We start from the raw sequence: 15,622 nt of genomic DNA on the forward strand, positions 1-15,622 counted from the left end.
TAAAATCCGCAGAGATTATTCTCTACGGATCTTTTGTCGATTTCCCGGGAAATAGTGTGTATTATTTCCTCATATGATTATAATAGCCCTTCATTTCGTCTTCAGGCACCATATTTCCGCCCGTTCCCCATACGAGATGCGTCGCGTCTTTAAAGTCAACAAACGGCAATTTAGACTTAATTGCATGGACAGGCCCTATCATACCAGCAAGTGCTGAAGGTTCCAGCCAGATGTCCTCACTGTCCGCCAGCTCTTTCAATAGCGTGAATAATGTCTGATCTTCTACCGTATAGCATCCTGTCAGGAAAGGTTCCATCATTTTTCCGACAAATGCAGAAGCTGTACCGACTGCTAAACCATCAGCCGCAGTTTTATTATCCAGGCCAAAGTCTGCAACCGAGACTTGGTCATGCATACCTGTCATCATTCCAATCATCATGCACGGTGAGTGTGTCGGCTCAGCAAAGAAGCAATGTACATGATCGCCTAATGCCAGTTTTAATCCGAATGCCACGCCGCCTGGTCCGCCGCCTACGCCACAAGGTAAATAGACGAATAATGGATGCGCTTCATCGACAGTAATATTCTGCTCTTTCAATTGCGCTGCAACACGTTCCCCTGCCACTGCATACCCCATGAATAAATCCGTAGAGTTTTCATCGTCCACAAAATGACAAGACGGATCAGCTTCTGCCTGACGCCGGCCTTCTTCTACTGCCTTACTGTAATCATCGATATATTCCACTACATGTACGCCTTTTGAGCGCAGTAAACCCTTTTTCCATTGTTTGGCGTCAGCTGACATATGCACTGTTACATCGAAGCCAAGTTTCGCACTCATAATGCCAATACTCAATCCCAGATTCCCCGTCGAGCCTACTGCGATTTTGTGCTTCGCAAACAACTCACGGAATGCCGGTGTATCGAATTGACTGTAGTCTTTTGCGTAATCTAGCAATTGGTTATTTATCGCAAGTGTCTCTGCATGCTTCAACACTTCATAAATACCTCCGCGCGCTTTGATTGAACCGGAGATTGGTAACGCATTATCCTGTTTTAATAAAAGCCTGCCTGGAATATTGACAGCATACACTGTTTCAAGTTCTTGCTTCATCTTTGGAATCGGTGTCAATGGGGATTCTATGATACCTTTATCCGTGTCCGGAAAGACTTTCGCCAAATAGGGAGCGAATCTCTCCAGTCGATCGCTGGCGTCTGCTATATCGTCTTTTGATAGATTCGTCTTCAACAGGCCGGCTGCTACCGGTTCGACGAGAGGGTTACACCATATTACTTCCTTTTTCTTGATCACACTTTGTAATAAAGGTAGCTTTACAAGCCACTCACTTTGCATGATTTTATCCACTAATCAATCACTCCCCTGTTATGAATGTATGCCTGAGTAGATTTCATTCGAACCAGCCTTTTTCATTGAATAACGTAATAGCCTCAATACGATTACGCACACCAAGTTTATCCAGTATCGTGGAGACATAATTACGGACAGTACCTGGTGACAAAAACAGTTCAGCCGCAATCTGTTTCGTAGTCTTCCCTTCCGATACCAGTTTAAGTACCTGGACTTCCCGCTCAGTCAATGGATTCTTCTCTTCTTCTTTCATATCAAATGCCATGTCGATTAATTCTGGCGCATAAATTCGACGGCCTTCAATAATAGAATGAATCGATTTCACCAGCTCTTCGATCGGATTATCTTTCAGCAAATATCCACGTACACCTGCATTACGTGCTCGTTCGAAATAACCCGCTCTAGCAAACGTCGTTAAAATAATAATTCGGCATTCCATATCTTGTAATTCTTCCGCTGCATCCAAACCGGTTTTAATTGGCATTTCAATATCCATTATACAAATATCAGGCTGAAGACTTTTGACCAAATCCACGGCCTCCTGACCATTTTTGGCCATTCCTACTACTTCCATATCTTCTTCCAGGTTCAACAACGACCCTAGCGCACCGAGCAGCATTCCTTGATCTTCTGCAATTACAATGCGGATCATAAACGTTACCCCTCCTTTATTTGCTTTAGAACAGCAGGTACCACGATTTTCAGATGAGTCCCATTGTCACTTTTTATCGACAGTTTACCGTTGATAAACTCCAATCGTTCCTTCATACCATCGAGCCCGTTACCTGGTAAATTCACGCCATTTTGCGCGATACCAATTCCGTTGTCGTTTATTCTAATTACAAATGCTTTTTCTGTTTGTTCAAATTTGATACAGCACTGCTTTGCATAGCTGTGCCTCACTACGTTATTGATTGCTTCTTTCAAACACATGACGAGCACATTTTCTACAATGGGAGACACGTCGGGGAAATTCGGATTACCTTCTATATCCACTTCAATTTCAGCTGCCTTCAGCATTTGTTGGACGCGCACCATCTCATCTTTAAGCTTCACACGGCGCATACCACTGACGAGAACTCGTACTTCTTTTAATGCTGTCGTAGAGATTTGACGTATATCTTGAATCTCAGCTTTTGCCGACTCGATATCCCGATCCATCAATCGAGAAGCCAAGTCACTCTTTAAGCCAATCATGGATAACTTTTGCCCAAGCGTATCATGGAGATCTCGCGCAATACGCTCACGCTCTTGAATGATCATCAGTTCAGATATCCGTTCCCTTGCAATCTCCAACTGATCTTGAAGTAGGTCCCGTTTTTGACGATTGTACAAATTAAAAGGCAATAATACTACACCGATCACCGTGATAATAACAAAGTGGATTTGCGGTAAAAACAATTCAATTTCAAGAAAAAACCCTGAGACAATCGCTGCGATTAAGATCGCAATATGTAATCCATAAATAATAAAAAAGCCTACTGGTCTTCTGATATTTCCAATAGAGAACGCAATAAACAGTGACAGATAAACGTAACCAAATAACAATGTCATCACGACCGTAATGACAATTTCAAAACTGATCCACATATACATGAGACCGCTTTTGGACTTGGCGGAAAAATAATAAGAAAGGAAAAATAACACTAATAACATGATGCCTATTGCTAAATTAAATGGAGATGCACTTCGTAAAATAAAAAAGAAAGGTAAGATACAAAATACAACCCAAGCATAAATACTGAGCCATGGGCTTTTAGGGAAAATACTATACCAACTATACATCAGTTCTCATCGCCGTCCTTTTCATTCTATTGTAACAAACATTTTCTTTGCTAGCTCTTTAGAGACATATGGACAAAATAAAAAGGCGGAGAAGGATTGCTCCTTCTCTCGCCACTTTAAGATAAACGTGTACGTTTTGGTTTTAAATCAATTGACAACTTATCTTTAAATGAATATTGTTTTGCTTCTTTGAATGTGATGAACTTTTTATTAGTTGGATCATACAAGCGGTAACGTAATGATTCAAAACTAGTTTTCAATGTAATCGTTGTAGCTTTTTGCAATGGCGGAGTCAATTCATGCGCCATTTCCAAGTTATAGTTTGGTACACGTGGTGCCAAGTGGTGTACGTGGTGGAATCCGATATTACCTGTTGCCCATTGTAAAACACGTGGCAACTGATAGTATGAACTTCCTTCAACTGCTGCTTTAACATAATCCCAATCAGATTCTTCTTCAAAATAAGAGTCTTCGAATGTATGTTGGATGTAGAACAACCAAATACCAAGGGCACCAGCTGTGAACATCATAGTACCTTGGATTAGCAAGAACGCTTTCCAACCAATCGCTACGATTAATACTGTATATATAGCAACTAAAATAATGTTAATTAAATACGTATTCATACGCTCTTTCTTACGCGCGTCTTTACGGTTAAAACGACCTGAGATCAGTACCAAGTATAAAGGTCCAAATCCAAACAACACAATAGGATTACGGTAAACACGGTAGCTGAAACGCTCGAACTTCGAGGCATTTTTGTACTCTTCCACAGTCATGACCCAGATATCTCCAACACCGCGTTTGTCTAGGTTTGAACTAGTTGCGTGGTGAATCGAGTGCTCTCTTTTCCATTTTTCATATGGGAATAATGTCAAGACGCCAGTAATTGTTCCTACAATGCTATTCGCTTTTTTATTGCGGAAGAATGAACCGTGCGTACAGTCATGAAAGATGATGAATGTGCGAACTACGAAGAACGCCGCAGCGATTGACAACGCAACTGTTAATGTGACAGATACACTCAAGCTTTGGTAAGCCAGGAACCATAAGATGAATATTGGCGGTATTGTATTGATCATTTGAACGATACTCTTTTTCAAATCAGACTTCGCGAAAGGCGCGACGTCTTTATGCAGTTGCTTCGTTTGTTCTTTACTCATGTTTGAATTTCCCTCCTATTGGGTTTGCTAGTACATTAAGAATAACTTGTATTCGGTGGGAGGGGTAGACATAGATGTCATGACTTTGAGATGACAAATGTCATGTGTTTTGGGACAAGAAGTCATATTACAATATGCGTTGTAAGAGATACGTTGAATTAGGTCGGTGCTCGACTAGTTATTGTGGACCGAAGTTAGTGCGTGTCTGCTTTCTGGACCCGCACAGGCACTGGGGGATTGCCTACAGCCATGAGCCAGTTGTCTCCTGGCCACGGCCTACCCCGCAGTTGTGCCTGCGCTACTGAGTGGTATTTATTTTGGTTGTGGTTTTAAGCGGTAAAGCAAAACAAGAGATGGCGTACAGTACCCGACCTAGAGACGCGTTTGGCGGAGCGACTATGCGGCTACGAGTCTTTGGCATTTTTGGTTGGGATCGTTGCTCGACTGGTTGTTGGGGAATGAAGTTAGTGTGTGTCTGCTTTCTGGACCCGCACAGGCACGTGGGGGATTGCCTACAGCCAGGAGCCAGCTGGCAAAGTGCCGCCAGTTGTCTCATGGCCACGGCCTCCCCCGCAGTTGTGCCTGCGCTACTGAGTGAAAGTTATTTAAATTGTGGTTCTAAATGGCCTAACAAAATGATAATTAGCGTACATTACCCGACCTAGAGACGCGTTTCGCGTAGCGACTATGCGGCTACGAGTCTTTGGCATTTTTGGTTGGGATCGTTGCTCGACTGGTTGTTGGGTACTAAAGTTAGCGAGTGTTCGTTTTCTGGACCCGCACAGGCACGTGGGGGATTGCCTACAGCCAGGAGCCAGCTGGCAAAGTGCCGCCAGTTGTCTCATGGCCACGGCCTACCCCGCAGTTGTGCCTGCGCTACAAAGTGGTATTTATTCTAGTTGTGGTTCTAATAGGTAGAGGATCAGCAACATCGTAATATCTATCTTGTATCTCTAGCGAAAGAAGTATACGAACTGCCCTACACCCGATGCAACGAAGGCGACTGCTGTGGTAGGCGTAGCGATGAGACAGAGACAGGCGCACTTTCCTGTCTGTGGCTCCTCGCGAAAGCCATCCACCAGCGCCGTAGTGGGGACAATGAATTTGCCACTTAGATTAACAGCTAAACCACAACCACCTAATTGAACAAGGAAAAGAAAAGCACGTGCAAGAACCACAACCGCACGCCGCTTATTAGGCCTGCTAAATAGAAACGGAATACAAAAGCACTTTTACGATTAAAACACCTATATGAACTGCCCTACTCTCGATGCAACGAAGGCGACTGCTGTGGTAGGCGTAGCGATGAAACAGAGACAGGCGCACTTTCCTGTCTGTGGCTCATCGCGAAAGCCATCCACCAGCGCCGTAGTGGGGGCAATGAACTTGCCACTTACATTGCCAGCTAAACCACAACCCCCTGATTAAACAGGAACAGAAAAAGCACTTGCGAGAACCACAACCCCAAGCCGCTTCTTACTTACCATGAACTGTAGCGTACTCCGACAGGCACTCGTCACTCCTTTAGGAAAACTACTGTTCTGAAAATGTCCTATACCGCATCTAACAAAGGCACCTTCTACACACCACATAAAACTTCGACATTAACTGATACAAACCTCTACATTTCGCTGTACATTCATTTTACAATCGTTCAGAATATACAACTATAGAAAGGAATGTATACCATGCATAAACTATCACTTCGTTTATTAGCCGTTTGGATTATTTGTATTTTGTTTACCGGCTTTTTCGCCTACATTGCCAGATCGATTCATTTGCAAACGATTTCTAGTTTTGATGAACCTATAATTGACTTTGTGCAAAGCGCAGAATCTCCAGGGCTGACGTCTATTATGAAACTATTTACTACCATCGGTTCTACTACATCGGTTGTTCTGTTGGCCATACTGACACTTGGAGTGCTGTTATGGAAGAAACATCGTGCCCAAGCGGTACTATTCGCTATAGTACTAGCTGGGACAGGCATTCTTAATCAAGTACTTAAATTCATCTTCAAACGGGAACGTCCTGATTTTAATCGTCTAATCGACATTGGCGGGTATAGCTTTCCTAGTGGACACACGATGATGGCATTCAGCCTATATACGATACTTACCTATATCCTATGGAGGAATGTAAAGAATACAGGAAGCCAAGTTGTGATTATCATTCTTGCAGCTATGATGATTGTCATGATTGCGGTCAGTAGAATATACTTGGGTGTTCATTTCCCAAGCGATATAGTCGGCGGGGTGCTAGCTAGTTCAGTCTGGTTGTTCGCATCCATTGCATTCTATCAACGATTCCAACGACAAAGATCAGGTAATCTACAAACAAAGTAAAACACGATGAAGTTTATACAAGGAGGTTATTTCTATGTGGAAGGATTTTAAGGAGTTTGCGTTTAAAGGGAATATCTTTGATTTGGCAATCGGTGTTGTAATTGGTGCCGCTTTCGGAACGATTGTTTCTTCTTTAGTCGAAAACATTATGACACCACTGATTGGCATTTTATTAGGTGGTCTGAACTTTTCAGAATTGAGCTATACAATTGGTGATGCTGTAATCAAATATGGTCTATTCATTCAATCTATTATTGACTTCTTAATTGTCGCAGGTTCGATCTTCGTCTTCTTACGAGTACTTATGAAGTTGAAAATGAAGCCGGAAGAGGCAGTTGAAGAAGAACCTGAAGAAAAACCATTGGATATAAAAGAGGAATTACTTACTGAGATTCGTGATTTATTAAAAAGCGAACGATAAAATAGCGGCCACTCACTCTTGCAGTCGTACAGCCGTCACAGTTGTCTTACAAAGTCCATTGCAACGCGCCTGTCAAGGTGTTACAATGATAGGCAGGATACTGATCAAAGGAGTGGATATTCATGTGGTTCGTCTATATCATGTATGCATTGTTTGCATTTATTCTCGGTGGAACAGTACTTGGACTAGTCCGTACGTTCAGCAGTAATAACTAATACAATTTAACAGCAGTGAATGAACGGGCTATGGCCTATTCATCCACTGCTGTTTTTATATACACGATTATATAGGAAGTTTTCATAAAAACAGCGCAAGGCAGAAACGATTTCTCCATTTCTTCCTTGCGCTTTTATTAATGCTTCATCAATCTCCGCTGCTTACGAAGTTCACGTCGTGCAGGTGCGGTATCGAAAAGGCGTTTTTCTAATTCCGTTTCAGGATACACTTCCGCCACTGGAATCGGACGATTTGTGTCATCTACCGCAACCATCGTACAGAATGATTCTGTCGTCAACCTCACTTCACCTGTCACCAAGTTTTTGGAATGAACCGAAATAAAAACTTCCATAGATGTGCGACCAACGGAAGTGACTACCGCTTCAAGTTCAATGACATCACCCAGCAAGGCTGGAGAAACGAAATCGACAGAGTCTATTGAAGCGGTGATTGCTGCTCTAGTACCCGCGTGTTTCATAGCTGAAATAGCTGCAATTTCATCGATATAGGAGAGAACTTTTCCTCCAAAGATTGATTCAATATGGTTCGTGTCCGGCGGTAAGACCAGCTTACTTTGGATGGTTCTCGACTCGCTCATCGGCTTTTGTTCAGACATTACGACAACTCCCTTTTTAGTACGTTCTTTCAAGTATACATAAAAGAAGGGAGTCAGCGCCAATTCTTTCTTGATGTATTGCATATTCGATTAGATAATTCTTCGCACACTACAGACATTGTCGGCATAAGCAGACTTCTTCAGTTCAATTTGTTCAATTAATTTCCCGGTTGAAGGTGCGTGAAGAATTTTTCCGTTCCCTACATACATCGCCACATGATGAATACGTTGCTCTTCATTCTTGAAAAAGATTAAATCACCTTTTTGCCAATCTGCAGAGTCGAGCGAGATGGATCTGCCCTCTTCTGCCTGATCCACTGCATCACGCGGCAAGCAAATTCCACACGCTTTCCATATAGCTCGGGTGAATCCTGAGCAATCAAAGCCCCAGGCGGACATGCCCCCCCATAAATACGGCAAGCCAATAAAGCGTCTTCCCACTGTTAGCGGACGGTGAATTGATTCTTCTCCCACACGCTCGACATCAGATACATTTAGCAGTTTCCAGCCATGCGGTGTCCATACACGTATCTTCTTGCCGCGTCGTTCTGCGGATGGAAAGATTGTATTGAAAGAAATACGTAAAAAGAATGTACCTGATTCATCAAACAGAGCTGCCTTTGGAGAAGTCACTCTGACAAACTCTTCTGTCTGTATTCGTTTCTTCATGGAAAGTTGGACAAGTGGCACCCAGCCAGGATAGCCTCGCGGATCTTTGCGAGTTGGCTGGGAGTTCGCAATTATACGCGCCCAGTCGCCAACCACTTCTTCGACAATCACAGATTCACCGTATAATAATTGCGTCTGAATGTAATTTTTTTCACTTAGCGCTAGACGTTCCTCATAGGATAACTGGGAAAGCCATCTGTTGATTTGCACAGGATGATCCAAGGCAGGAAGATCAGCCACACGAGGAGAATCAGGATCCGTCCATACTGTCGCAACGCTTACCGCGCACATCCATTTCTCATTCACATGCATGCTCCTTCACCCATTGCATCATCCGCTTCGAATCAAATCCTAGTCCTGACTCCTTACTCAATTCCATACGCGATCCGTAATAGTGTAAGCCCCCTGCCGATAATTCATCTGCTAATAATAGTGGTGCATCTAAATCTACTCGCGTTATATTCGGCTGACTTGCTGCTATATGGGCAGCTGCCGTCACCCCAACTGCTGTCTCCATCATACTTCCGACCATACACTCTATGCCATGTACTTCAGCCAATGCATTGATTTTCAAGGCTTCGCGGATCCCCCCCGACTTCATCAATTTGATATTCAGTACATCCACTGCGCGCATCTCCAGCAATCTTTTTGCATCTCTCGCTGAAAATAATGATTCATCTGCCATGATCAGCGTGCTTGTCTGTCTTGTCACGTCTCTCAAGCCTTCTATATCATATGCGTTAACTGGCTGTTCTATTAATTCCAAATCAACTCCGTCATCTTCTAACTGGCGAATGAGGCGAATGGCTTCTTTAGATTTCCAACCTTGATTGGCGTCGAGGCGAATCGTGATATCTTGGCCAACGATTCGACGAATTGCGTGAATCCTTTCTCTTTCCTGTTGAAAGCAACCTGTACCAACTTTCACTTTTAGCGTATCGAAGCCTTTGGCAACATGTTCTGCCGCTTCCTTGGCCATTTCAGCAGGCTTCCCGACACTGACTGTCAAATCTGTTTTCAAGCTCTGATGGTAGCCGCCTAACACTTGGACTAAAGGTAAACCGCAAAGCTGTCCGAATAAATCATTCACTGCCATGTCAACTGCAGCTTTTGCACTCGTATTCCCCATAATTGCCCGTTGTATTCTTTCCATTATTACTTCTCGCTGTATGATATTTCCGCCAATCAATATAGGTGCAAGAACATCATGGATGACATAACGAATGCCACCGATGGAATCACCTGTTATGACATGCGTGGGCACCGCTTCCCCCCAGCCAATCAGACCGTCGTCAGTTGTTAGTTTGATGATGACCGATTGCACAGTATGAACAGTACGCAGCGCCGTGATAAACGGTTTACGTAATGAGGATGACACGAGGAATGTTTCCACCGTGCGAATTTGCAATTACTCCACTCCCGGTAAGATAGTCAGCGTCTTACTATTTGCATCCAAACGTCCTTTCACACCAAATGGAATCGCAATATTCGGTTCGCAATGACCGATACGGAATCCCTTTACGACAGGCTGATTTAGTTTGCCAAAATAATGTTCAAACACTTCATCCAATGCGAGTGAAGCATTGGGCTTCGTTGGTGTAGCTTTCGCGAAATCACCAATCACGATACCTGCTGCTTCGCGAAGCTTACCTGCGAGACGTAATTGATTAAGTAGACGATCCACTTTATAAGGCTCTTCACCCACATCCTCAAGTACAAGTAATCGATTATTCGTCTTAACCTCAAATTCACTGCCTAGACTGTTGACTAGTTGCGTCAAGTTACCACCGACCACTTCGCCTTCTGCAACACCGCCTACAATAGTTTCGAGTGGCGAGATGGCTTCAGAATAATGAACTTCTACAGGCGTAAATAATTGCCCAAACATTTTGCCCGACATTTCATGAAACTCGTCTTGCGCGACACATGATGCAAGCATTGGTCCGTGGAATGTAACGAGTCCTGCTCCCTGACGAATCGCGGTATGTAGATACGTAATATCACTGAACCCCCAAAACACTTTCGGATGGTCGTGGATCAAATCGAGATCCAGTTGTTCTGCGTAGCGTGCCGAGCCGTAACCACCACCCGCACAGAGAATTCCCTTCACTTCGGGATCTTTAAACATCTCATGCAAGTCAGCAAGCCGTTCCTCATCAGTCCCTGCCAAATAACCATTTTTCTTATACACGGACTGGCCTACTTTATAGCGCAGACCCAATCGCTCCAAAAATTGAAATGAACGCTCCAATACTTCACGTTCTACAGGGCTGGCAGGTGCCACAATCCCAATTACATCACCTTGTACTAAATGTGCTGGACGAATCATTCTACTCATCACCCTTTCTACGTCCTACTTTATCATATTCATGAAACTCCATCGTCATCACGAGATTTCTTAGACATTTACAATAGATTGTGAGTAATCTTTAAGTTATCCCCTTTATAAACAGCTAATCCCTAGATATTGTGCATACTTTATATAAAATTACTTAAATAACAGAAAAAGTTATTCACACTTTCTCTATTGTGGATAGTTTTATTTACAGTAAAAAACGGATAACTGAAATATATCAGTTATCCGCAAAATTATTAGCTATTGGTTAGTTGATTGTTCGATGCGTTAATTAACGTCCGAACCTTTTCGTAATCTCCTTCATGAAGAGCCGTTACGATCGCACTTCCTACGATGACGCCGTCAGCAAGTCCGCCAAGTGTGCGTACATGTTCCGGGGTAGAAATACCGAATCCCGCAAGAACCGGAACGGAACTTGCAGCCTTTAGACGCTCTAAGTGACCTTCGAGTCCTTCTGTAAATGATGAACGGACACCCGTGATGCCGTTTACTGTCACTGCGTAAATGAAACCTTCTGCTGCTTTCGCAATGGCTTCAATACGCTCAGCTGGACTGGTTAGAGAAACTAATTGAATTAATGCCACATCGCTATTTTTCAGCGCTTCTTTGAGTAAACCACTTTCTTCGAGCGGAAGATCTGGAACGATTAAACCGTAGACACCACTTGCTTCACAATCTGCCGCTATTGACTGTAAGCCATAGCTAAGAACAGGATTCAAGTACGTCATGATCACTAAGGGAATCTTGACCTCTTCTCTGAATGAAGCAAGTTCTTTCATAATCTTTCGTAATGTAATGCCTTCAGCTAATGCTCGCTCACCGGCTTGCTGGATTACATCACCGTCTGCTACCGGATCTGAAAATGGTATGCCCACTTCAATAGCAGTTGCACCCGCTTCTTGCAGGAATAATATCGTCTTCTTCAACGTCTGTAATCCGCCGTCACCCGCCATGATATAAGGTACAAACGCTTTGTTTCCCTGTTCATTACACTGCATAATCGCTTGTGTTACTAGTTTTTTTGTCATGTGGATTGACCTCCCAGCGCATCACGTACTGTTTGCATGTCTTTGTCGCCGCGCCCCGATAAACAGATCACGAGTAGCTCATCTTCTTTCATTTCTTTCGCTAACTGCACTGCATAATAAACAGCGTGAGCACTTTCAAGAGCCGGAATAATTCCTTCTACACGTGAAAGTACTTGCACCGCTTCAAGCGCTTGTTGATCCGTAACGGAGTCATACTGTACACGCTTGATATCAGCTAAATGGCAATGCTCAGGTCCTACCGCAGGATAATCGAGACCGGCGGAAATGGAGTGCGCCTCTTGAATAAATCCATCATCGTCTTGCAATACGTACATGTACGCACCGTGCAAAACGCCTTCTTGTTTACCCGCAATGGCTGCCGCATGTTTGCCTGTTGAAATGCCGCTGCCTGCCGCTTCTACACCGTACAACTTTACATCTTGATCATCGACGAATGGGTGGAACATACCAATCGCGTTACTACCGCCACCAATACAAGCTACGACTGCATCAGGGAGTCGTCCTTCATATTCCACGATTTGCTTACGTGTTTCATCACCGATCACTCGCTGAAAATCACGGACGATTTGTGGGAATGGATGCGGACCTAGAGCCGAACCTAAAATATAATGTGTGTCCTCTACATTGGAAACCCAGTAGCGCAATGCTTCATTGACCGCATCCTTCAAAGTACCTGAACCTTTATCAACGGAAACCACATTCGTACCCAGCAGTTCCATGCGAAAGACGTTCAGTTCTTGACGACGGATATCTTCTTTGCCCATGAATACAACGCATTCCAGACCGAGTAACGCACAAGCAGTAGCTGTTGCCACACCATGTTGTCCTGCTCCTGTTTCCGCTACGATTTTCTTCTTGCCCATACGAATCGCAAGCAATGCTTGGCCAAGAGAGTTATTAATCTTATGAGCACCTGTATGATTCAAATCTTCGCGCTTTAAATAAATTTTCGCGCCACCTGCATGCTTCGTCAAACGCTCTGCAAAAAACAAAGGGGTTTCACGACCTACAAACTCTTTCAAATAATAATCCAATTCCTTTGAAAACGCAGGATCTTGCTGTGCTTCTTCGTAAGCAGTTTCTAACTCCTGCAATGCAGTCATCAATGTTTCCGGAACGAACTGACCTCCGAATTTCCCGTAGCGTCCTTTAGTTTCTGTTGTCATGACAATCTCTCCTACCCTTCGCTGTATGAATAAACGTTTGAATGCGTTCCGTGTCTTTTTGCTTCTCTATCTCCACTCCACTTGATACATCCACCATATAGGGATTCACTTGCCTCAACGCTTCCTGCACATTGCCTGCATGCAGTCCACCAGCTAAGATAATTTGCTCTTTTGATACACCCGCATGTTCAAGTAACGACCAATCGAACGTATTACCACTACCGCCTTTGTATTCAACACCTGGTGTATCGAATAAATAATAATCCACCTCATATGTGGCAGCGAGTTTCACATCGTCTTCCGTTTCAATAGCAAGGGCTTTAATAGAAGGTAATCCCACTTGTTGAATGAAGGCGGGAGTCTCTTCTCCATGATATTGGATATAATCCAAGGGCACTTCTTTAAATATCTTGTGTAACTGCTCTTTTGCTTCATCCACAAAGACTCCGACTTTTAATACGGACGGTGGAATGAGTTTCGCCAGTTCATGTGCCCGCTCTACCGTCACTTCCCTGCGGCTTGGTGCAAATACAAACCCTATAGCATCAGCGCCTGCATCCACGGCTGCTTGTACGTGTTCTGGTTTCATCAGTCCACAAATCTTTACTTTTGTCATGGACGATCCACGTGCTTTTCTACTTGCAATGCTTGCAGAGCTTCTTTTACTGAATCACTGCGCATCAATGATTCTCCTACAAGTACTGCACTTGCTCCAGCTTTAGCTGCACGTTCTGCATCCTCAGGTCCCCAGATCCCGCTTTCACTGATGAACACACGCTCTTCATCAAACGGGAAGTGTGACGCGATCAGTTCTGTCTGTGCTAAGTCTACTTCAAATGTATGCAGATCGCGGTTATTGACACCGATAATTCTTGCATCGATTGACAACGCGCGTTGCAACTCTTCGACGTTATGCACTTCTACTAGCACATCCAAACCTTCTTCGTTGGCATACGTATATAGACTTCCAAGTGTTTCATCATCGAGTGCTGCCACAATCAGTAAAATGACGGATGCACCTGCGCTTTTCGCTTGGTCAATCTGAATTTTATGGATCATAAAATCTTTACACAACAATGCGATGGGCACAGCATCCGCTACTGCAGACAAGTCTTCAAATGATCCCTTGAAAAATTCTTTATCAGTCAATACTGAGATACACGCAGCACCTGCTTCATAATAAGCAGTTGCCTGTTTAACCGGATTGGCACCATCTGCAATTAATCCTTTAGAAGGTGATGCACGTTTCATTTCAGAGATGACTTGCAGTTGTTTCGCTTTCCTCAGCGTTTGATAGAGTGACGGACGTGTGATCTCCCGTTCCGGAAACGTCACGTTACTCGCTAGCAATTGATCTACTTCTATTTTCTTCTGTGCAATAATTTTTTCTAAAATCGTCATTGGATAACCGCCTTCTGCCGAATCTTTTCGCTAAATGCGACAACGGCATCTAGTTTTGCTAACGCCTTGCCTGACAAGATACTTTCAGTAGCTACTTTCACGCCTTCTTGAATTGTAGAAACATGCCCATTTGCAAATAAACCAATACCTGCATTCAACACGACTGTATCAAACTTTGGTCCACGTTCTCCACCTAAGATCGATCGAGTAGTCGCGGCATTTTCTATTGCGTCTCCACCTTTTATTGCGGATAACGGTGCATATTCAAGCCCCACGTCATCTGCAGTCAATGAAAATGGAATTAAATCACCATGATCGAGTAATACAAATTCATTCTGGCCTGCAAGAGACGCTTCATCCATTCCCCCTGCCCCACTCACAACAATCGCTCTTTCCCGCCCCAGCATTCTGAGTACTGATGCATATTCCATGATGAAATCTGGACGGTTAATACCGGTAAACTGTGTTTCAAGTGATACAGGATTCGTCAAGGGCCCAACTAAGTTGAAGATCGTCGTCTTACCAATTTTGTTCCGTATAGCGCCGATCCTCTTCATTTTAGGATGAATAGACGGGGCAAATAAGAATGCAATCCCTTGTTGTTCCAATAAGTTCTGCATATCAGGTATCTGGAAATCAGAATGAATGCCAAGTGCATCCAAAACATCCTGGCTACCCGATGCACTAGAGATTTTACGATTACCATGTTTCGCAACCTGGACCCCGGCACCCGCCAGCACGAATGCAGCTGTCGTACTAATATTGAATGTATTGACTCCATCTCCACCGGTTCCACAGTTATCTAGATAACGTGCCTCTGTAGGCGTCAGGTCGTTCGCATATGACTTCATAACAGCCGCTAATGCCGCTACTTCATGTGATGTTTCACCTTTTTTCGATAACGCGATCAAAAATTGTGTAATTAGATCTTCATCTGTCGCGTCATTGAACAATAGCTCGGCGGCTTCTCTCATCTCTTCGTACATAAGGTTGCGTTGCTTCTCTACTATGCTCAAAAACCTCTTCATACTCATCTCTCCCCTTCTCGTCTAGACGTTTACGCAAT

Annotated in this window: 16 protein-coding genes; 3 read left to right on the forward strand and 13 right to left on the reverse strand. The window is 43.7% G+C overall.

Going from position 1 to position 15,622, the window contains the following annotated elements:
* Positions 1-61 precede the first annotated feature (61 nt).
* From CSV80_RS04855 to desA, 4 genes are all read right to left on the reverse strand, one after another.
* Positions 62-1,354 carry a D-serine ammonia-lyase gene (locus CSV80_RS04855; protein WP_099669998.1) on the reverse strand — a complete coding sequence of 431 codons (1,293 nt, stop codon included), beginning with the start codon at positions 1,352-1,354 and terminating at the stop codon, positions 62-64.
* A 55-nt stretch (positions 1,355-1,409) separates the two neighbouring features.
* Positions 1,410-2,021, reverse strand: a complete 612-nt coding sequence (locus CSV80_RS04860) for a response regulator transcription factor (RefSeq protein WP_029053324.1) — start codon at positions 2,019-2,021, stop codon at positions 1,410-1,412.
* A gap of 5 nt (positions 2,022-2,026) precedes the next feature.
* Entirely contained in the window at positions 2,027-3,154 is a 1,128-nt protein-coding gene (locus tag CSV80_RS04865) for a sensor histidine kinase (RefSeq protein ID WP_099669959.1), read from the reverse strand.
* Between the two features lie 116 nt (positions 3,155-3,270).
* Positions 3,271-4,317, reverse strand: coding sequence for a Delta(5) desaturase DesA (gene desA, locus CSV80_RS04870; protein ID WP_099669960.1), 1,047 nt, complete (start codon positions 4,315-4,317; stop codon positions 3,271-3,273).
* A 1,251-nt stretch (positions 4,318-5,568) separates the two neighbouring features.
* Here desA and CSV80_RS17460 point away from each other — a divergent pair.
* The 3 genes from CSV80_RS17460 (at position 5,569) to mscL (ending at position 7,083) form a co-directional block, all read left to right on the forward strand.
* Positions 5,569-5,745 carry a hypothetical protein gene (locus tag CSV80_RS17460; RefSeq protein WP_158231974.1) on the forward strand — a complete coding sequence of 59 codons (177 nt, stop codon included), beginning with the start codon at positions 5,569-5,571 and terminating at the stop codon, positions 5,743-5,745.
* 260 nt (positions 5,746-6,005) lie between these two features.
* Positions 6,006-6,662: a phosphatase PAP2 family protein gene (locus CSV80_RS04885; RefSeq protein WP_158231861.1), complete on the forward strand. Its 657-nt coding sequence runs from the start codon at positions 6,006-6,008 to the stop codon at positions 6,660-6,662.
* Positions 6,663-6,696: 34 nt separating this feature from the next.
* Positions 6,697-7,083, forward strand: a complete 387-nt coding sequence (mscL, locus tag CSV80_RS04890) for a large conductance mechanosensitive channel protein MscL (protein ID WP_029053329.1) — start codon at positions 6,697-6,699, stop codon at positions 7,081-7,083.
* Positions 7,084-7,435: 352 nt separating this feature from the next.
* Here the strand turns inward: mscL and CSV80_RS04895 are convergent, their stop codons facing one another.
* The 9 genes from CSV80_RS04895 to trpD all read right to left on the reverse strand — a co-directional run bounded on the left by CSV80_RS04895 (position 7,436) and on the right by trpD (position 15,590).
* Positions 7,436-7,915, reverse strand: a complete 480-nt coding sequence (locus tag CSV80_RS04895) for an acyl-CoA thioesterase (RefSeq protein ID WP_029053333.1) — start codon at positions 7,913-7,915, stop codon at positions 7,436-7,438.
* Positions 7,916-8,005: 90 nt separating this feature from the next.
* A complete protein-coding gene (locus CSV80_RS04900) occupies positions 8,006-8,890 on the reverse strand; it encodes a C40 family peptidase (RefSeq protein WP_158231862.1) in 885 nt (294 codons plus the stop codon).
* Positions 8,883-9,992 carry a mandelate racemase/muconate lactonizing enzyme family protein gene (locus CSV80_RS04905; protein WP_099669964.1) on the reverse strand — a complete coding sequence of 370 codons (1,110 nt, stop codon included), beginning with the start codon at positions 9,990-9,992 and terminating at the stop codon, positions 8,883-8,885. Before CSV80_RS04905 ends, CSV80_RS04900 begins: the two co-directional genes overlap by 8 nt.
* Positions 9,993-10,922, reverse strand: coding sequence for a S66 peptidase family protein (locus CSV80_RS04910; protein ID WP_099669965.1), 930 nt, complete (start codon positions 10,920-10,922; stop codon positions 9,993-9,995).
* A gap of 254 nt (positions 10,923-11,176) precedes the next feature.
* Complete coding sequence (gene trpA / locus CSV80_RS04915) at positions 11,177-11,968, reverse strand: tryptophan synthase subunit alpha (protein WP_099669966.1); 792 nt, start codon at positions 11,966-11,968, stop codon at positions 11,177-11,179.
* Complete coding sequence (gene trpB, locus CSV80_RS04920) at positions 11,965-13,155, reverse strand: tryptophan synthase subunit beta (protein WP_099669967.1); 1,191 nt, start codon at positions 13,153-13,155, stop codon at positions 11,965-11,967. Before trpB ends, trpA begins: the two co-directional genes overlap by 4 nt.
* Positions 13,139-13,771, reverse strand: coding sequence for a phosphoribosylanthranilate isomerase (locus CSV80_RS04925; protein ID WP_099669968.1), 633 nt, complete (start codon positions 13,769-13,771; stop codon positions 13,139-13,141). The genes trpB and CSV80_RS04925 overlap by 17 nt, the downstream gene beginning before the upstream one ends.
* Positions 13,768-14,556, reverse strand: coding sequence for an indole-3-glycerol phosphate synthase TrpC (trpC, locus tag CSV80_RS04930; protein ID WP_029053340.1), 789 nt, complete (start codon positions 14,554-14,556; stop codon positions 13,768-13,770). Before trpC ends, CSV80_RS04925 begins: the two co-directional genes overlap by 4 nt.
* Positions 14,553-15,590, reverse strand: a complete 1,038-nt coding sequence (trpD, locus tag CSV80_RS04935) for an anthranilate phosphoribosyltransferase (protein WP_369802806.1) — start codon at positions 15,588-15,590, stop codon at positions 14,553-14,555. The genes trpC and trpD overlap by 4 nt, the downstream gene beginning before the upstream one ends.
* Positions 15,591-15,622: the final 32 nt, after the last annotated feature.

The organism is Sporosarcina sp. P12(2017), assembly GCF_002743035.1.
GTDB lineage: Bacteria > Bacillota > Bacilli > Bacillales_A > Planococcaceae > Sporosarcina > Sporosarcina ureae.